This is a genomic window from Thermoleptolyngbya sp. C42_A2020_037, from assembly GCF_015272455.1.
Classification (GTDB): Bacteria; Cyanobacteriota; Cyanobacteriia; order Elainellales; family Elainellaceae; genus Thermoleptolyngbya.
In genome coordinates, this window is the sequence record NZ_JACYLP010000056.1 from 219,381 (window position 1) to 237,010 (window position 17,630).

Genomic DNA, 17,630 nt, shown 5'->3' on the forward strand with positions numbered 1-17,630 from the left:
CGGGATCAGGATTTTGGGTTGGCGATTTTGGATTGGCGATTGTCGAGTCGTCGGGGCCAGCGTTGGGGATCAGGTGGGTGAAAGGGTAAAGGAATCGCCGATCGCCAGTCTGGTTCCATTGGCCCAGTCCCAACCGCTTTGGGGGCGTTTCCCAGACGGCTGCACGGTCAGCAGCAGCAGCAGCCCGTCCGACGTGTTCACCAAAACGCCGTGATGTTTGAGCAGCCCGACGATCGTGCCGGGGGCTTCGGGGGCAGCGAGGCGGGGCTGCCAGTCTGCCTGGAGGGCATGAACCGGGTCGGGGATGGGCAAGTCTGGGGCTGTGGTGAGAGGGATCGTGGAGAGTACCTTGAGCGGCTGCCCGCGGAAGTGGGTGAGGCAGTTTGGGTAGAAACCGCGCACTTGGTTATGAAGGGCGATCGCCCCCCGGTTCCAGTCCAGCCAATAGTCTTGCTTTTGGATCAGCGGTGCGTAGGTGGCCTGCGCGTCGTCCTGCGGGATGGGCTGAACCTTGCCCTGGTCTAGCCCCAGCAGCGTGTCGATGAGCAGGTCGGCTGCCTGATTTGCCAGCACCGTGGCGAGATCGTGGGCATTCTCAAACCAGCCAATGGGCGTGGTGGCCTTCAGCAGCATGGGCCCAGTGTCCATGCCTGCATCCATCAGCATAGTGGTGATCCCCGTTTCGGTTTCGCCATGATACAGGCTCCACTGGATCGGCGCAGCCCCGCGATATTTGGGCAGCAGCGATCCGTGGGCGTTGATGCAGCCGAGGCGGGGCATGGCCAGAATTTCGGGGGACAGGATTTGTCCGTAGGCGACGACGATAAAAGCGTCGGCCTGGGTGCGGCGCAGGTTTTCCAGGGTTTCGGTATCTTTTTTGATGCGGGCGGGCTGCCACACGGGCAGGTTGTGCTGGAGGGCGATCGCCTTGACGGGAGACGGAACTAGCTCACTGCCGCGCCCCCGTCGCTTGTCGGGCTGGGTCACTGCTGCTAGCACCTCAACGCGCGGCTGATCGAGCAATCGCTCTAGCGAGGGCACTGCAAACTGCGGCGTACCAAAAAACACAAGACGCATGGCGCAAACCAGAGAAGGGGGCGATCGGGCGGCCGTTGGGCTGTCGTGGGGGCTGGGGCGTTTGCCCCACAACTAGTTCACAATTGTTTAACGACGATAACGATCATCACGTTAATGACCATCACGAACCATCACGACCATTTAACGACACGTTGGCGCAGGCTCTAGTTTTGACAGTCCTTGGCTCTGCGGCCCTGGCTTTGCAGCGTTCGCTCAGCCGTGTCGATTCACTTCCTGTTGCAGCCACTTGTCCACAGGCTGGCCATCTTTGCGGCGCAGTTCTACATCAGTCATCATCACCAGGCCAGACTCCGGGGGGGCCGGATACTGGCGGAACGAGATCTCGTAATCGTCTGGGTTTTCGTTGCGCTCCCGCAGCCAGTCTTGCACTTTGGTCGTGGCAAAAAAGCCCTGCCCATCCTGGAACATGCGGCTAATCTGCATTTGCAAGGTGTAAGGCTGGAAGCGTGGCATTGGCTCTAGCGTCCCTTTTTGACGACGAGGTTTAGCGTTGACGACGAATCTCAATAATGGCCTGACGAATCTGGGCGGCGAGGTTGGGGTTGCTCTGCTGCATCGCCGTAATCTCGTTAAACCGTCCAATCGTCATGCCATTGCCTTGCACCACCGTAACAGACTGGGTGCAAAAGTCTGCCACAATCTGGCGAATATTGCGGGGCAAACTGCGGAGATCGTTCGACTGGGTACACATTAGCGAGGGCAGGGGTGCGCCCGCGCTTTGAATTGCCTGCACTGCCTGCTGGCGATAGGGTTCGATTTCTAGCACGGAGGCCGCATAGCTGCGAATTTCGCCAGTAGAAACGGCTGCCTGCGCTAGGGCGGCGTTGCTCAGCTCGACGGAACTCGTCGAGACCTGAACATCGGGAACCCAGCCCAGTAGCAGCCCCGCCAGAGACAGCGCACCCGCCAGCAGCGGCATGGTGAGGCGGCGCTTTGGTCGAGAAGGAATCAAAAAGTGAGTCATAGGAGTTTTGAACAAGCCTGGAAACACAAGGAAGAATGGTTAATTTTAGGCGTGGCCTGTTTTAGCCATCCGCTTATTCTGAATTATTTTATGCGAGGGTTGTTCCTGCGATCGCCTAAGTTTTGGAAGGAATCAGTATATTTTTTGACGCGAGTAGGTTTTTTGCGATTTGCCCGGTGATGCCCTAGCTGCGGCTGCCTGTGCCGCTAAACACCTGACAGAGTTCAATGACTTTGCTCTGCATTAGCACGCGCTCGTCTGCGCCGTGTTTCAGCCCTGCTTCGAGCTGGAGCAGCAGCGGCAGGCTTTGCTGCAAGCGATAGAGGGCGATCGCCCGCACGTCTTGCTGCAAAAAGTAAATGCGCTTGGGGTTGGCGATGTCGGCGGCACGGGCGATCGCCGCGTTGTCTCGTTCACCCGATTCGGTCATCAGCTTGACCCAGAGCCAGGTGCGAAACTGCCCCACCAGCGTCGCCACGATTCGCAGCGCGGGTTCGTTGCGGGCAAACAGGTCGGCTACTAGAGAAATAGCCCGCCCCGTGTCGCCCAGGCGAATCGCTTCGGCCAGCTTCAGGCTGTTTTGGGCCGAGGCGCTCACCAGCAGGGCGATCGCCCCTTCGTCGATGGGCTTGCTGCCGCCTGCAAACAGGTGCAGCTTTTCTAGCTCGTTGTGCAATCGGCGAGTATCATTGCCAATTGCCTCAGCCAGCAGTTGGGCCGCGCCGGGGGTCAGCTTGACCCCTGTAGACTGGGCAACCTGGCGCACCCGCTGCAAAATCTGGTCGCTCTGCCAGGGGGCGATCGCCGCAAATTCGCGAATCTCGGCGTGTTTTTGCAGCAGCTTGGTGGATTTGGCGCGGCCGTCGGGCTTGCTGCTGCTGGTCAGCAATAGCACGGTGCTGTCGGGAACTTCTGGCAGCGTCCGCGACAGTTCTGCCAGCAAATCTTCCGAACAGCGCTGGCAGATCGTCGTTTCCGCCAGCCAAACCAGCCGCTGCCCCATGCCAAAGGGGGGAGTCATGGCCTGGTTGAGCGCCTGGATCACGCCGTCGGGCTGCTCTGGAGGAATCTTGTCGTAGTTAAAGCTGGCCCAGTTCGGATCAAGCGTGCGATCGCGCAGATCTTTCACGGCTTGCTGCATGGCGTATTCGTCATCCCCCCAGAACAGATAGATGGGCATCGGATCAATGGGTTTTCAATAATTTAATTTCAAACGTGTCAAGCGGAGTCCTCCCAGCCAGGGATTTCAGGTTAGGCACAGGATACGCACCTCAGGGCACGCCCTCACGGGTCGATCGGCAGCGTTACAAGATTTTTCCAGAAGCGGCGTGTCAAGAAAACACAGGCTACAGTTCTTGATGAAGGCGTACAGTTTTTTGCGTTTATTCACCAATCCCTATATATGGAATTTATATAACAATCTCACGGCACATCTAGTAGTCTAGTTAAGCTGGTAAAAAAGAGGGGCTGGCTTTGGGCAAACTGCCTGCGGCCAGTGCTGCTGTCTCTGGGGCTGTTCTGGGGGCTGTTCTGGGGGCTGTCGCCCTGCCTGGGGCTGTCGCCCTAGAGAGAGCCTGAGAGCTCCTATAGAAATCCAGAGACCTGATACCTCGCTAGCCGCCATCTGCCAAGTCCGAACTGCTGAGGGAGCGCTGGGTGTTGTTCAGTCTGGAATCGTCTAGACCTGCAACATCTCAGGCTGCAATGTGTCAGTCTGCAACCGTCAGGGTGGGGTCGCTGCATTTTGGGCAATTCACCTGGGAGAAGAGCAAACGTGGAAGTCGTGCTAGAAACCTTTTGGACAGAAGTATTGGAGCAGCTCCAGCTGAAGCTGAGCCGCCCCACGTTTGAAACCTGGATCAAGTCTGCCACCGCAGAGCAATTGGACGAGAATACCCTCGTCATCTGTACGCCCAACCCCTTTGCCCGCAACTGGCTGCAAAAGCATTACTTAAAAATCATTCACGAGGTCGTTGAAGAACTGCTGGGGCATTCGGTCGAGATTCAGATTACCGTGCGCCACGGAGAAGACGGAGAAGGCATGGTTGATCCGGGAGACATGCTGTGGCCCATGCCGACCGAAGCGCTGACCGAGCCATCGACCACGCCTAAGCAGCGTCCCAAGCCCTCAGACCTGAACCCGCGCTACGTCTTCTCTCGATTTGTGGTGGGGTCAAACAATCGCATGGCCCACGCGGCCTCGCTGGCGGTGGCCGAGTCGCCAGGGCGCGAGTTTAACCCGCTGTTTCTCTGCGGCGGGGTGGGGTTGGGCAAATCGCACCTGATGCAGGCGATCGGGCACTATCGCCAGGAAATCGACCCCGCCTCGCGGGTGTTTTATGTGTCTACGGAGCAGTTCACCAACGACCTGATTACGGCGATCCGAAAGGACAATATGCAGAGCTTTCGAGAGCAATATCGCCTGGTGGATGTGCTGCTGATCGACGATATCCAGTTTATTGAGGGAAAGGAATACACGCAGGAAGAGTTTTTCCACACGTTCAACACACTGTATGAAGCGGGCAAACAGGTGGTGCTGGCGAGCGATCGCCCCCCCAGTCAGATTCCCCGTTTGCAAGAGCGACTTTGCTCTCGCTTCTCGATGGGGCTAATTTCTGATATTCAGCCGCCAGATCTGGAAACGCGCATGGCCATTTTGCAAAAGAAGGCGGAATACGAAAATATGCGCCTGCCCCGCGAGGTAATTGAGTACATCGCCTCCAGCTACACGTCCAACATTCGCGAACTGGAGGGAGCGCTGATTCGGGCGGTGGCCTATGTGTCGATTTCGGGCTTGCCGATGACCGTGGAAACCATCGCGCCCGTGTTGAACCCGTCTAATGACCAGATCGAGGCGTCTCCAGAAGCGGTGATGATGGCTGTGGCGGAAACCTTTGACGTGCCCATCGAAGACCTGAAGGGTAGTTCCCGTCGCCGCGAAATCAGCATTGCGCGTCAGGTGGGCATGTTCCTGATGCGGCAGCACACCGACCTCAGCCTGCCCAAGATTGGCGAGGTGTTTGGCGGCAAGGATCATACGACCGTCCTCTATAGCTGTGAAAAAATTGCTCAGCTCAAGGAAACTGATGTGGAATTGTCGCGGACGCTGCGCCAGTTGAGCGATCGCATTGGGTTGTCGGGATCGTCCAAGAGGTCTGCCCGATAGCCCAAATGCGATGAGGGTTGTGGGAGCGGTGGGGGAAAAGACGCGCATGGGCGATCGCCTGCTGAATCAGTATCGAGGAGCGCTGCTGGGGGCGGCCCTGGGCCAGGTGCTAGGGGCAAACGCACAGGCGCAGGGACAGCCGGACTGGCGGCAGGTTGAGCGCTGGGGCTTTGGTTCGCCCGCGCCGCATGACTCGCCACCTGATCTAGCGGCAGGGCTGGGGAAATCTGTGCTAAGCCTGGGCGAAGGGTTGATTCATCGACCCCAGCAGTCGGTGGCGCTGCCGTCGGCAATTCGGGTTAATCCTGCCGCGCTGGCGATCGCCACGCTGCCCCTCGCGCTCTACACCCATGACCATCCTGCCCAGTTGCGATCGCACTTGCAGCGGCTGGATGCGCCTGTGTCGTCGCAGTCGGTGGCGCTGGCCGTGGGGGAGCTAGTGTCGCAGGCGATGCACGCTGACCAACCGCCCGCTGGATTAATTGAACGGGCGATCGCCGCTCAAGATCTGATGTCCATTGCGCCGGAACTGACGACTGCGCTCCAGCGGGTGCATATCGCGGTTCAGCAAGACTCAATGGCGATCGCCCGTCGCACCCTGTTTGCCAAAACGCCAGCAGACTATTTGCCGCTCTGTCTGGCGCTTTACTGCTTTTTGTCTACACCCGACCATCCTGCAATCGCCGTGCGACGGGCTGCAAAACTCAGGCTTTCACCGCTAACCTCTGCGCTGACAGGGGCACTCTGCGGAGCCAGAAATGGCAGCAGCGGACTGCCCGCAACGTGGCGTGTGCAGGCACATCAGGCTGACAGTATTGCAGCCCTGTGGGAGATTCCAGAATCAGCGATAGATTCCCTGTCTGCTATGCTTTTCGCTGCCTGGGCCGGCATCTATGTGCCTGCACTTCCAGACGGCCAGCCGCCGCATCCGGCCTGGGTCGTTGCGCCTGCTGGCAAACTCCGCCCCCGCTGAGGTCAGCAGGGCGGTTGCCGAGCCTTGGTGGTAGAAGAAGGGGAAGAGAGAAGAACGAAGACAGAAGAACGAAGAGAGAGGGCATTTACCGAGCTTGGGCGGCCCGCTGACGGAGTGCCTTTGCGGTAGCGTCATTGGGGTCAAGCTGGAGGGCTTTGTCAAGCGCGATGACGGCATCGCTATAGCGGCGTAGCGTCACCAGTGCAGCACCCCGCGTCCTCCAGGCTTCGGGCGAATTGCGAAACAGGGCAATACCTTTGTCCAGCGCCACCAGCGCTTCCGAAGACCGACCCAGCTTTTGCAGCGCCACGCCTTGCTTGACCCAGCTATTCGCGTTTTCGGGATGCTGTTTAGAAATAGACTCATACACCTGAAGTGCTTCATAGGTGCGGTTTTGTAGCAGCAGCGCGTCCCCGTTGCCCAGTTGCGCGTCAGGGTCGTTTGGACGATAGGCCAGGGCATCGTTGCAGGACACCATTGCTTCTTCGGGGCGCTGCAAGGCATTGAGTGCCTGACATAGCCCCACGTAGGCTTCGACCAGCTTGGGATCTAGGGCGATCGCCTCGTTATACAGCAGCAGCGCCTCATCCGAGCGACCGTCCTGCGCTTTTTGCTGGGCCTGGGTGAGCAGCGCTGCGGCCTGTTCTGTCGGCGTAAGGGAGACCACCGGGCTAGGGCTGGGAGAATTGCTGGGACTGCTGACAGGGGGGGCTGGACGATTTTCTAACCAGCGCACCACCAGCCAGGACGAAAGCGACGTAGCCGTGGCGATCGCCACCACCGCCGACAGCAGCACCAGCGGAGTCCACCGCAGCATCTGCCAGGAAGAACTGGGTGTGGACGGAGGCACAGGAACGGCCCCGGAGTCGTCTCGTCGAGGAACGACATCGGTCAGGACGTTTGTATGATCAACTGCCTCGGCAGATGACTCCACCAACTCACCGCGAGTCACTCGCGTCGGATCAGCCTGTGGCTTGATCATGGTTTCATCCAGCGACAACGGTGGATGAATCTGCGTGCCGATATCGTCCTGCGTCGCCTCTAGCAGTTCCATTGGGGTCACGACCGCTCCCGACGCGCCACTGCCCGCGCTATTGGGATAAACCAGGGATTCTGTCAATGCTGTGGGTGTATCTGCCATTCGAGCAGGTGATGCTGAGGGCACAAACTCTAGCGGCATGGGGATTTCCGCCTCGACTGGGATGGTTTCCAGGGCCGCCAGCGCTTCGTCGGCTGTGCTGTAGCGATCGCGAAAGTCATACCGCACCATACACTCCAGCACCTCTTTGAAGACCGGACTGACCTGGGGCGCAAGATGCTGCCACTCCAGTTCTCCCCGTGTGTCTTCCCCCAGCCGTCGCGGATGCACTCCTGTCACCGCCTGCACGCCCAGCACCCCAACTGCGTAGATGTCGCTGCTAAAGCGGGGTTTGCCTGCAATTTGCTCGTTGGGCATGTAGCCCTGAGTGCCAATGGAAATCGTGAGGTTGGTGCTTCCGGCTTCTGCGGCCTGGGCGCTGACCTGCTTCACTGCGCCAAAGTCGATCAGCACAATCCGCTGGTCGGCCCGCCGCCGAATCAGGTTCGAGGGCTTGAGGTCACGGTGAATTACCTGCTGCCCGTGGACAAATGACAGCACTTGCAGCACGTCCTTGAGCAGGGCGATCGCCCGTCCCTCAGACCAGACCTGGCCCTCTACCAATTCGCGGGCAATAGACTCTCCTTCAATAAACTCTTGCGCCAGGTAAAACTCACGGTCTTCCTCGAAGTGGGCCAGTAGCCGGGGAATCTGGTCATGATCGCCCAGCCGATACAACACTTGGGCTTCCGTCTCAAAACAGCGTCGAGCCATCGATAGCGTATCGTCGCTGTTGATCTGGGGCTTGAGGTGCTTCAGCGCACAGCGAGGATGTCCTGGCAGGTGCAGGTCTTCTGCTAGATAGGTGCGCCCGAAACCGCCCGTGCCCAGTTGCCGCAGCACACGATAGCGTCCACCCAGGGGCTTATCCGAATTGAGAAGCGGAGTCGAACGGCTCATTCAGCAGGGGTCAGGTTACATAAACGGGGCAGCAGCACAAAATCGCTACTCCCAACGACAGGTACTCCGAACAGATACTCCAATTAGCTGGGACTGGCATTCTCCTAACGGGGCGCAGCCTAAACTGAATGAGCGCAGCCTAAACCCGTCGCGATTTCAAGCCTAGAGCAACTTGGCTTGATCAACTTGTCAAACGCTTGACCTTTTGACGAGCCTCTGACCAGCGATTCGGGCACGCCACAGAATGCCAGACCCACACTGAGGGAATGAAAACGACTAGGAAAGAAAACTACCGTGAAGACTAGCCAATGGCTCACCCGAAACAAGTCGAGTACCTGACGGGGACTGACTTATCCGGGATATCTCAGATGCACCTATCTATTAGTTATACACAAGTTCGCATGTCTGGTTCGGATAAACCCGTCTGAAAGTCGGGCGATCGCCCACCAGCACACCTTTCAGCCCCAGCCCTCTGGTCAGTATTGGGCTGGAATGTCTCCTAGCGCGATCGCCCTTTTTGCAGGCGATATCCAACGCCCAAAACCGCCAATAGCCCTAAAACGGCTGAGGGTTCGGGCACGGGTTCTGGGGTCGGGGTTGGCGTGGGTGTCGGGGTTGGGGTTGGGGTTGGAGTCGGCGTGGGCGGGGGTGTCGGAGTTGGGGGTGGAGTCGGAGTCGGCGTGGGCGGGGGTGTCGGAGTTGGGGTTGGGGTTGGAGTCGGCGTGGGCGGGGGTGTCGGCGTGGGCGGGGGCGTCGGAGTTGGGGTTGGGGTTGGAGTCGGCGTTGGCGGGGGTGTCGGGGTTGGGGTTGGGGTCGGTGTGGGTGTCGGAGTTGGGGTTGGTGTCGGCGGAGGAACTGGCGATACCAGAGAGGTAAATTCTGCGCCGACTAGATCAATTTGATAGTCCAAAATGGGGCCACTATAGCCGGGTCTGCCGACCCAGCCCCCTAGCCTGCTGCCGGGATTGAGCGCACTCACCAGCTTGTTGCGGTCGGCTCTGGTATCGGAAAACAGCAGGTTGCCCGCAGAATCAACTGGGTCGTAGTTGTAGCCAGAAATTGCCAGAAAATAGAGTCCGTCGGGAATTGTATTCCTCGGTAGTCGAAGTGTAGAGCGCTTGGTGCCCGGATTAGCGCGACCGGGGTCATCGTCTGGCGTGTTGTCGTTGGCAAATAAAGCTCTACCTTCTGAGTCGAACAGGAAAAGCTGCGTGTCTTCAAACAGGGTTTTGCCAAGGTTGCCTGTGCTGGCCATAAACTGCCCAGCGCTGTTCTTGATTTGAATGCCAAACAGGTCTGCGTTGCCGCCCAGGGTACCCAAGATAGCGGTGAGCTGGGTTCCCGCAACGCGAGTGTTGGCAAGCTGGGCCGTGCCAAGGGTTTGCCCCGCATCCCCGACTTCAGTGAATGTAGCGGCACTGGACGTCGGGGCGATCGCCATAGACAGACAGAACCCGCCCAGCGCAAGGATGAACGACTTAATCGGGTCTAAACTGGGCTGCTGGCAGATTGCAAATGGCCGATGCGCCACTACAGATGATGCAGCGGAAGAGGGAGATGCAAACATGGCTAGACTTAACTGAAATTTACCAGAATGCTTTTTCTACGGGAGAAACAGCTTACAAAAGAAACTGCGCTGCCAGAAGCCTTAGTGGTTCTGACCTTACAGCGTCGAAAATCTAAGATTACGCAATTGGTGTTGAGCTGATTAGCGTTCAGCGCGTTAGGGCTAAATCCTGAACCTCTTCAAACTCTGACTATCAGTTGCCTAGCGACTTGAGCCTATGCTCGGCTCATGCTCAACGACTTGCGACAGATGCACCCAGTGAATGAGAAACGCTGATTACGAGCGCTGGCTACAAGCGCGATCGCAATGATTTCAGCAGATGTTACGTAAATTTACCGAAGGCTCGATTCAGTATCTACGTAGAGTACTGCCTTTGGGAAAAATTGGCAAACCGGCTCGTTATAACTCGTTATAAAACGAAAATTAGGCTCTCAACCAAGAACCAAACCTCTAACCGAGAACCAAATCGCTAGCTTTAAAGAATTGGGAACCGAGGCAACAGGGAAAAGTGTTGGAGGGAACACAAGATGAGCCTGAATATCCAACCTACGCGCCTGTAGCCTATGCAAGAGCGTCAAACAACTTGCCAAATCTCTCGAAGAATAAAGGTATTGTAACCAAGGACACGGAACCTGTGTGGTTTCTACGTGAAGTTACGACGATTAATTTGCGGAAATTCCGTAAATTTTGAATCAAGGATTGGAATGACGAGGGGGTGTGTGCTGTGTCGTACTGAGCAATATGGCTCTGCAAGGTTAGTACCAATGCCTCGGAGCCAATGCCTCGAAACCAATACGGCCCCACCCATCCAGTCCCCACCTATAATGATTAATGCCTTATCAATCCTGACCCACCCGCAAGCTTATCTTCACTTATGACCGCCTCCCCTCGCCGTTTTCACATCACCACCTTCGGCTGCCAGATGAATAAGGCAGATTCTGAGCGGATGGCTGGCATCCTGCAAGACATGGGGTTTACCTGGTCAGATGATCCCGAAGCCGCCGACGTGATTCTCTATAACACCTGCACCATTCGTGACAATGCTGAGCAGAAGGTCTATTCCTACCTGGGGCGGCAGGCCAAGCGCAAGCACGAGCAGCCTGACCTGACGCTGATTGTGGCGGGCTGTGTGGCTCAGCAAGAAGGAGAAGCCCTGCTGCGGCGCGTACCAGAGTTAGACTTGGTGATGGGGCCGCAGCACGCCAATCGTCTGCAAGACCTGCTGGAGCGGGTGTTTCAGGGCAGTCAGGTGGTGGCGACGGAACCTGTCCACATTATGGAAGACATTACCCAGCCGCGCCGCGACAGCACCGTGACCGCCTGGGTCAACGTGATTTATGGCTGCAACGAGCGCTGCACCTATTGTGTGGTGCCCAATGTGCGGGGGGTGGAGCAGTCGCGCACGCCGGAAGCGATTCGGGCTGAAGTTGAGGAGCTAGGGCGGCAGGGCTACAAAGAAATAACACTGTTGGGGCAAAATATCGATGCCTATGGGCGCGACCTGCCCGGAGCCACGCCAGACGGCCGCCACTTGCACACGCTCACCGACTTGCTCTATTTCATTCACGATGTGCCGGGAATTGAGCGCATCCGGTTTGCCACTAGCCATCCGCGATATTTCACAGAGCGGCTGATTCGCGCCTGTGCCGAATTGCCCAAGGTCTGCGAGCATTTCCACATTCCCTTTCAGTCGGGAGACAACGACGTGCTGAAGGCCATGTCTCGCGGCTATACCCAGGAAAAGTACCGCCGCATTATCGACACGATTCGTCGCTACATGCCCGATGCGTCGATTAGCGCTGACGCAATTGTGGGCTTTCCGGGTGAGACGGAGGCGCAGTTTGAAAATACGCTGAAGCTGGTGAGCGATATCGGGTTTGACCAACTTAACACGGCCGCCTACTCACCGCGTCCGGGCACGCCCGCAGCCAACTGGAACCATCAGCTTTCGGAAGAGGTCAAGCGCGATCGCCTCCAGCGGTTGAATCATCTCGTTGCCGCTAAAGCAGCCGAGCGATCGCAGCGGTATCTGGGTCGCGTCGAAGCGGTGCTGGTGGAAGACCAAAACCCCAAAGACCCAACCCAGGTCATGGGGCGCACTCGCGGCAACCGCCTTACCTACTTTGAGGGCAACCTAGAGGAGCTACGCGGACGGGTCGTTCCGGTCGAAATCACCGAAGTTCGTGCCTTTAGCCTGACAGGTCGCGCCCTCGTCGCCGCTGAATGCTAGCCTGCTAGCTGGGTATAGATGCCGAGTCTGCCCAGCAGCCAGAACAGGAAGCTGTTGATAAAACTGAGGGCGATCGCCCCCAGCAGCGCACTAACAAAACCCCAGCGCAGCCGAAACCCAGGCACCAAAAAGGCCGCCAGCCCAAACACAATTGCGGTTGCAATCAGACCAAACAGCCCCAGCGTTAGCAGGTTCAGCAGCCTCAGCGAACTCAGCAGCGGCAACACCAGCGAATTGAGTGCGCCAATTACCAACCCAGAGAGGAACGCCTTTGGGAAACTGTCGATATCAATGCCAAGGGGCAAGTTAGAAATAATCACCAGGCTCACTGCCGTCACCAAGGCAAAAATGAGCAGTCCGATAATCCAGCCTTCCATAGTTTTGAAGTAATTTGCTAAAAAGTTGCTAAAGAGTTTTATGGTCTGAATCTTTTTGAAACTTTAATTTTTTCGAGTTTTTACTGTCCCTGGTTGGACTGCTGCAAACAGCCCTGCACGCCGCCCTTCATAGCTTCCGTGACGCGCCGATCCAGCCGACCCTGCGCCAAAAAACTGTCTGCGGTGGTGCCAATGATTTGGTTGGCCTGGTCTTCAGTAATCAGTCCTTGATCCATCGCCACTTTGGCCGCCGTGCAAGCGCCAGAAGCCACGCCCACAAAGCCGCCCGTCACGCCGCCCCCCAGCGCTCCTAAGATACCGCCGAGAATGCCCCCAATCAAAAAGCTAATCAAGCAGAGAGAAAAAACGCGACCTGCCCGCATAACCCAACGCTTATTAAATAGAGAGTGCAAATTAAACAAAACCCCAGAACGGGTTCTCACAGCAAGGTCAACAGGCCAAAAGCTGCGACCCGCAATGGTTGCAGTTCAGTCTCAGTGAACCCACCGCATACCATACCAGATTTGCCTAGACTTAACAAAGTAAATGCGAGCAAGTCGCTGGAAAAATCCAGAGGGTGGGAGGTTGATGGCCATGCATTGCTTAATTGTGGCGACGGGCAATCCGGGCAAGGTGCAGGAAATGTCGGCCTATCTGGCAGAAACGCCGTGGGAACTGAAACTGAAGCCTGCGACGCTAGAGATTGAAGAAACCGGTAACACATTTCTGGAGAATGCGGCGCTGAAGGCCTCGCAGGTGGCAGCGGCAACGGGAGAGTGGGCGATCGCCGATGACAGCGGACTCCAGGTGGACGCGCTGGGCGGTGCGCCGGGGTTATATTCAGCGCGATATGGCAAGAGTGATGCAGATCGGATTGCGCGGCTGCTGCGGGAAATGGAGGGAAAGACCGATCGGCGGGCCCAGTTTGTCTGTGCAGTGGCGATCGCCCGTCCCGATGGTTCCATTGCGTTTCAGACCGAGGGCATCTGCCCCGGCGAAATTGCCACCTCCCCCGCAGGCGCAGGCGGCTTCGGCTATGATCCGATCTTCTACGTGCCGGAATACAGCATGACCTATGCAGAAATGCCCCCAGACCTGAAGCATCGCATCAGTCACCGGGGGCTTGCGTTTGCGGCGCTGCTGCCAGAGCTAGAGCGCCTCGCTGACGAAAGATAGACAGGAAATGCAAAATGGACAGCAGAACAGGCAGCGAGATTAAATCGCTTCCTGGTTAGCCTCGCCCGTGCGGATTCGGATAATCTTGTCTACCGGGGTGATGAAAATCTTGCCGTCGCCGATTTCTCCGGTGCGGGCGGCGGCAATCACCTTTTCCACCACCATGTCTACCTGCTCGTCTTCCACCACAATCTCAATTTTTAGCTTTTGTAAAAACTCTACCGTGTATTCCGATCCCCGGTAGCGCTCGGTTTGCCCTTTTTGCCGCCCAAAGCCACGCACTTCGGAAACGGTCATCCCCACGATGCCCGCATTGACCAGGGCAATTTTGACTTCATCCAGCTTAAAGGGCCGAATAATCGCTTCTACTTTTTTCATTTAATCGATCACTCCTGAAAGTTTAAATTCAGTCCGCACACCAGCAGATTCGTTCTATCACCGCTTAGGGGAGCATTTTGTAGCTGGTGATACGTCGTTTTCATGATTAGTTTAAGGCTTTGGGGTGAGCAGTGCGCGAGTCTCCAAAGACGGAGGTCTGTCATTGGGCGTTGGGTTGGCAAAACTGGCAGATTGCAGTGGCGACCTCCTGCGGCTTTTCGAGGTGGGGCAGATGTCCGCATTGGGAAATCCAGATCAGTTGACTTTGGGGAATCCTGTGGGCTAGCCTAAGCGCGTCGCGAGTTCCCAAGATGCGGTCTGTGTCGCCCCAGAGGATTAGCGTGGGCGGACGGAGCGTGGACAGTTGAGAACGAAATGAACCGTAGCCGCCGCTGCGAGTGAACTGGGCCAGGGCTGTTTCCCAGTGGGGTTCTGCCAGGTGCAATGCCCCGCAGGCGTAGGCGCTGTCGGTGGCCAGTTGAGAATTGTAAAATGCCCGCCGCGTCACGTCTTGGCGCACCGTAGGACGAGCCAAAAACCGCGCTCCCTGTCGGGCGATCGCCATTGGCAGCAGTTTGGCAAAGGCGGGGCCGCTGCGATAGCCCGCGCTGTCGATCAGCACCAGCCGCCGCACTGCATCGGGATAGCGCAGCGCAAAGTCGATCGCCGCCGCACCACCCATCGACACCCCCACCAGCACCACAGGTTGCCCAATTAGGGTTTTCCAGGCATAGTGCAAGTGTGTGCGGAGTGCTGTTGTATGAATGTCTAGGTCGGGTCGCCGCTCGGTAAACCCAAATCCCCACAGGTCAATCGCCCAGGTGTTGAAATAGGCTGCCAGCAGCGGCATCAGCCGCCGAAACTCCAGCAAGGAACTATCAAATCCGTGCAGCAGCAAAATCGGCGGATCGCCAGTTCCCAGTTGCACTAGGTTGGTGGCGATCGCCTCTGAACAGAGCGACGTGACGATCGGCTCTCGTCGCATTTGTTCCAGCAGGGCGATGGCCTCCGGCTCAGTGATTCGGTCTTTCATGCTCAACTTGAGGTCAGTGCTGGATTGCATCCGTCGTCTTGTTGTTTCTGTCTGGGTTCAAAGTCTAAATTTCAACGCCCAACGTTGAATTATTACTGCTGGATATTGTTGAGTCGTTGCGCCATCGTTACGCGATGAGCTATCGAATGGGCACTCAAGAGAGTTTGTGACCCTTTTGGATTCGCCTGCTCACTTCCCTACAGCAGACCCTGAAACAAGCCCCCGAAGCGGCTCGCCAGCAGCCCTGCCGTTAACCTCCATCTTCATCATGCCAGCCCCGCAACACTTGCTTTAATTCTCTTGTCCGAGGGTTATGATAGGCGAAACCCCCTACCAGGGGATATCTCACCCCCAGCCCTAAAATCCGAAACCCAAAACCCAAAACTCCTCTACCGCCTTCATGTCAGCGCCATAGAGCCATCCTTCTGCCCCTCCAGATTTATCCTCATCCGTTCAATGCCCAAGAGTTTGCCACTCAGAAACCTACTGATTTTGGCTTCGGTTGCCCAAATTATTGGAGTCGTGGGGCTAGTAGGCTACCTTTCGTTTCGCAATGGGCAAAAGGCGGTAAATGATCTGGCAAACCAACTCCGGCAAGAACTGACCGCCCGCATCGAGCGAGAGCTACAGGGCTATTTTGCAGTACCCCACGAAATCAATCGACTGAATGCCAGCGCTTTTTCCCTGGGCGATCTGGATATTGAAAATGCGTCGCGGGGCGAGAGCCAGTTTTATCAGCAGATGAAAATTGCGCCGACGGTAGCGTTTGTCTATTGCGGTAGCGCCCAGGCGGGGGAGTTTTTTGGCGTGCTGCGATCGCCCCAGGATGGCTCCCTACAATTGTCCTATGGCAATGCCTCCAACCAGTTTTTGCGGGAATATTACAGCCTGGACGTGCGAGGCGAGCGCACCTACCGCCTGCGCCAGCTCGACCGGCCCTTCGACTCGCGTCAGCGCCCGTGGTACAAGGCCGCAGTGCTAGCAGAGCGGCCCACCTGGACAGATATCTACATTGCATTTACGACCGGATTGCCCAACGTCACCGCCAGCCAGCCTGTATATGACAAAGCGGGGCGCAAGCTGATCGGCGTTTGCGCGACGGATGTGGTGCTGCCAGAAGAGTTTCGCATGTTTTTGCGGAATCTCCAGATCGGCAAAACGGGGCAGGCTTTCATCATGGATCGCAGCGGCAACCTGATTTCCAACTCCATCGACGAGCCGCTGATGCTGGGCGAAGGGCAGGATGCCAAGCTGTTGCCCGCCACTGCAAGTAAGGATCGGCTGGTGCGCGAAACAGCAGCTTACCTGACGCAGCGGTTTGGCGGGTTTGATGCCAGCGCGATCGCCCAGCCCCAGCGGCTAGATTTTTCGCTCAATGGGCAACGCCAGTTTCTTGAAGTGGTGCCGTTTCGCGACGGCTACGGGCTAGACTGGCTGATTGTCGTTGTCGTGCCAGAGTCAGACTTTATGGCGCAGATCGATGCCAGCACACGCAACACAGGGCTGCTCTGTCTGGGGGCGCTGGGGGCATCGATCCTGGGCAGCATCCTTACGGCCCGCTGGATCACCGGTCCGATCCTGCGCGTCACCCAGGCCACAGCGGGTATTGCCGAGGGTAACTGGGGACAGCCCGTTGAACCCATCGGCTCGATTACTGAAATTCAAACCCTGGCTAACACGTTTACCCGCATGAGCCACCAGCTCAAGGATTCCTTCGAGGCGCTGCGCCAGAGCGAAGCCACCAACCGCGCCATCGTCACGGCGATTCCCGATTTGCTAATGCGGGTCAGCGGGGATGGAACCTACATCGACATTGTGGGGGGCGATCGCCTGCTGCAAGTCTACGGCAATGAGCAGTTTGTGCCCGGTTCCAACGTAACGGATTCGCTGCCGAGGGCGATCGCCGAAACTCGCCTCAAGTATATTCAGCAGGCCCTTACGACCGGGCGGCTTCAGGTCTACGAACAGCAAATCGAGGTCAATGGCAAGCGGCAGGATGAAGAAGTCCGCATTGCCGTCTTGGGACAAGATGAAGTGCTGATTATGGTGCGCGATATCACTGCTCGTAAACGAGTAGAAGAATCGCTTCGCATTGCTGAAGAAAAATATCGCAGCATTTATGAAAACGCCGTCGAGGGTATTTTTCAGTCCACGACCGATGGGCGATATATTAACGTCAACCCAGCCATGGCCCGCCTCTATGGGTACGATTCGCCCGAAGATATGGTGAATTCAGTAAAAGACATTTCGACCCAAATCTATGTCCATCCAGAGCGTCGCCAGGCCTTCAAAACAGCGCTAGAAATCACCGACCGGATTGAAGCGTTTACTTACCAGAGCTATCAAAAAGATGGGACGATGATTTGGGTGGAGGAAAGTACTAGAGCCGTACGAGATCCAAAAGGAAACATCCTTTATTACGAAGGCATTGTGCAGGATATTACCGAGCGAAAGCGCTGGGAAGAAGAGATTCGCCGCCACCTAGAAGAACTCCAGATCGAAATCGATCAAAGTCGTCGTGCTACAGAAGTAGAAATGATTACCCGCAGCAACTATTTTCAGGAGATTCAAGAAGAAATTTCGGGCTTTGATCTGGATCAATTCTGGAGCTAAAGTTGTGAGCTAAAGCT

15 protein-coding genes are annotated in these 17,630 nt (G+C 56.9%); 5 read left to right on the forward strand and 10 right to left on the reverse strand.

Annotated features, from left to right (window positions below):
- Window positions 1-69 precede the first annotated feature (69 nt).
- The 4 genes from fmt to holA form a co-directional block, all read right to left on the reverse strand.
- Complete coding sequence (gene fmt, locus IGS16_RS20625) at window positions 70-1,077, reverse strand: methionyl-tRNA formyltransferase (RefSeq protein WP_297088706.1); 1,008 nt, start codon at window positions 1,075-1,077, stop codon at window positions 70-72.
- Between the two features lie 213 nt (window positions 1,078-1,290).
- Window positions 1,291-1,551: a hypothetical protein gene (locus IGS16_RS20630; RefSeq protein ID WP_297088708.1), complete on the reverse strand. Its 261-nt coding sequence runs from the start codon at window positions 1,549-1,551 to the stop codon at window positions 1,291-1,293.
- A 31-nt stretch (window positions 1,552-1,582) separates the two neighbouring features.
- Complete coding sequence (locus IGS16_RS20635) at window positions 1,583-2,062, reverse strand: DUF4168 domain-containing protein (RefSeq protein ID WP_068515536.1); 480 nt, start codon at window positions 2,060-2,062, stop codon at window positions 1,583-1,585.
- A gap of 184 nt (window positions 2,063-2,246) precedes the next feature.
- Window positions 2,247-3,242, reverse strand: a complete 996-nt coding sequence (gene holA / locus IGS16_RS20640; protein ID WP_297088712.1) for a DNA polymerase III subunit delta — start codon at window positions 3,240-3,242, stop codon at window positions 2,247-2,249.
- A 594-nt stretch (window positions 3,243-3,836) separates the two neighbouring features.
- Between holA and dnaA the strand changes: the two genes are divergently transcribed.
- Window positions 3,837-5,228, forward strand: a complete 1,392-nt coding sequence (dnaA, locus tag IGS16_RS20645; RefSeq protein ID WP_297088714.1) for a chromosomal replication initiator protein DnaA — start codon at window positions 3,837-3,839, stop codon at window positions 5,226-5,228.
- Window positions 5,229-5,238: 10 nt separating this feature from the next.
- Window positions 5,239-6,201 carry an ADP-ribosylglycohydrolase family protein gene (locus tag IGS16_RS20650; RefSeq protein ID WP_297088716.1) on the forward strand — a complete coding sequence of 321 codons (963 nt, stop codon included), beginning with the start codon at window positions 5,239-5,241 and terminating at the stop codon, window positions 6,199-6,201.
- A gap of 85 nt (window positions 6,202-6,286) precedes the next feature.
- Here IGS16_RS20650 and IGS16_RS20655 read toward each other — a convergent pair whose 3' ends face one another.
- Window positions 6,287-8,239, reverse strand: coding sequence for a serine/threonine-protein kinase (locus tag IGS16_RS20655; protein WP_297088718.1), 1,953 nt, complete (start codon window positions 8,237-8,239; stop codon window positions 6,287-6,289).
- A gap of 499 nt (window positions 8,240-8,738) precedes the next feature.
- Window positions 8,739-9,806 carry a hypothetical protein gene (locus IGS16_RS20660; RefSeq protein WP_297088720.1) on the reverse strand — a complete coding sequence of 356 codons (1,068 nt, stop codon included), beginning with the start codon at window positions 9,804-9,806 and terminating at the stop codon, window positions 8,739-8,741.
- An 874-nt stretch (window positions 9,807-10,680) separates the two neighbouring features.
- Between IGS16_RS20660 and miaB the strand changes: the two genes are divergently transcribed.
- A complete protein-coding gene (gene miaB / locus IGS16_RS20665; RefSeq protein WP_297088722.1) occupies window positions 10,681-12,036 on the forward strand; it encodes a tRNA (N6-isopentenyl adenosine(37)-C2)-methylthiotransferase MiaB in 1,356 nt (451 codons plus the stop codon).
- Here the strand turns inward: miaB and IGS16_RS20670 are convergent.
- On the reverse strand, window positions 12,033-12,413 hold the full coding sequence (locus tag IGS16_RS20670; protein ID WP_068515517.1) for a phage holin family protein: 381 nt from the start codon (window positions 12,411-12,413) through the stop codon (window positions 12,033-12,035). The two genes, miaB and IGS16_RS20670, sit on opposite strands and share 4 nt — an antisense overlap.
- 80 nt (window positions 12,414-12,493) lie before the next feature.
- Entirely contained in the window at window positions 12,494-12,796 is a 303-nt protein-coding gene (locus tag IGS16_RS20675) for a hypothetical protein (RefSeq protein WP_297088726.1), read from the reverse strand.
- A 211-nt stretch (window positions 12,797-13,007) separates the two neighbouring features.
- Between IGS16_RS20675 and rdgB the strand changes: the two genes are divergently transcribed.
- Window positions 13,008-13,589 (forward strand): RdgB/HAM1 family non-canonical purine NTP pyrophosphatase, encoded by a 582-nt coding sequence (gene rdgB / locus IGS16_RS20680; protein ID WP_297088729.1) that lies wholly within the window; start codon window positions 13,008-13,010, stop codon window positions 13,587-13,589.
- A gap of 39 nt (window positions 13,590-13,628) precedes the next feature.
- Here the strand turns inward: rdgB and IGS16_RS20685 are convergent, their stop codons facing one another.
- Both IGS16_RS20685 and IGS16_RS20690 read right to left on the reverse strand, forming a co-directional pair.
- Window positions 13,629-13,967 (reverse strand): P-II family nitrogen regulator, encoded by a 339-nt coding sequence (locus tag IGS16_RS20685; protein ID WP_068515513.1) that lies wholly within the window; start codon window positions 13,965-13,967, stop codon window positions 13,629-13,631.
- Between the two features lie 160 nt (window positions 13,968-14,127).
- On the reverse strand, window positions 14,128-15,000 hold the full coding sequence (locus IGS16_RS20690; protein ID WP_297088731.1) for an alpha/beta hydrolase: 873 nt from the start codon (window positions 14,998-15,000) through the stop codon (window positions 14,128-14,130).
- A gap of 456 nt (window positions 15,001-15,456) precedes the next feature.
- Here IGS16_RS20690 and IGS16_RS20695 point away from each other — a divergent pair, with 456 nt between their 5' ends.
- Window positions 15,457-17,613, forward strand: coding sequence for a PAS domain S-box protein (locus IGS16_RS20695; protein WP_297088733.1), 2,157 nt, complete (start codon window positions 15,457-15,459; stop codon window positions 17,611-17,613).
- Window positions 17,614-17,630 lie beyond the last annotated feature (17 nt).

Excerpts from the sequence above, each read along its gene's own strand:
- IGS16_RS20655 (WP_297088718.1), bottom strand. The coding sequence starts at position 8,239 with ATGAGCCGTTCGACTCCGCTTCTCAATTCGGATAAGCCCCTGGGTGGA.
- IGS16_RS20685 (WP_068515513.1), bottom strand. The coding sequence starts at position 13,967 with ATGAAAAAAGTAGAAGCGATTATTCGGCCCTTTAAGCTGGATGAAGTC.
- IGS16_RS20660 (WP_297088720.1), bottom strand. The coding sequence starts at position 9,806 with ATGTTTGCATCTCCCTCTTCCGCTGCATCATCTGTAGTGGCGCATCGG.
- miaB (WP_297088722.1), top strand. The coding sequence starts at position 10,681 with ATGACCGCCTCCCCTCGCCGTTTTCACATCACCACCTTCGGCTGCCAG.
- IGS16_RS20690 (WP_297088731.1), bottom strand. The coding sequence starts at position 15,000 with ATGAAAGACCGAATCACTGAGCCGGAGGCCATCGCCCTGCTGGAACAA.
- IGS16_RS20635 (WP_068515536.1), bottom strand. The coding sequence starts at position 2,062 with ATGACTCACTTTTTGATTCCTTCTCGACCAAAGCGCCGCCTCACCATG.
- fmt (WP_297088706.1), bottom strand. The coding sequence starts at position 1,077 with ATGCGTCTTGTGTTTTTTGGTACGCCGCAGTTTGCAGTGCCCTCGCTA.
- IGS16_RS20630 (WP_297088708.1), bottom strand. The coding sequence starts at position 1,551 with ATGCCACGCTTCCAGCCTTACACCTTGCAAATGCAGATTAGCCGCATG.
- IGS16_RS20695 (WP_297088733.1), top strand. The coding sequence starts at position 15,457 with ATGCCCAAGAGTTTGCCACTCAGAAACCTACTGATTTTGGCTTCGGTT.
- IGS16_RS20675 (WP_297088726.1), bottom strand. The coding sequence starts at position 12,796 with ATGCGGGCAGGTCGCGTTTTTTCTCTCTGCTTGATTAGCTTTTTGATT.
- IGS16_RS20670 (WP_068515517.1), bottom strand. The coding sequence starts at position 12,413 with ATGGAAGGCTGGATTATCGGACTGCTCATTTTTGCCTTGGTGACGGCA.
- rdgB (WP_297088729.1), top strand. The coding sequence starts at position 13,008 with ATGCATTGCTTAATTGTGGCGACGGGCAATCCGGGCAAGGTGCAGGAA.
- IGS16_RS20650 (WP_297088716.1), top strand. The coding sequence starts at position 5,239 with ATGAGGGTTGTGGGAGCGGTGGGGGAAAAGACGCGCATGGGCGATCGC.
- holA (WP_297088712.1), bottom strand. The coding sequence starts at position 3,242 with ATGCCCATCTATCTGTTCTGGGGGGATGACGAATACGCCATGCAGCAA.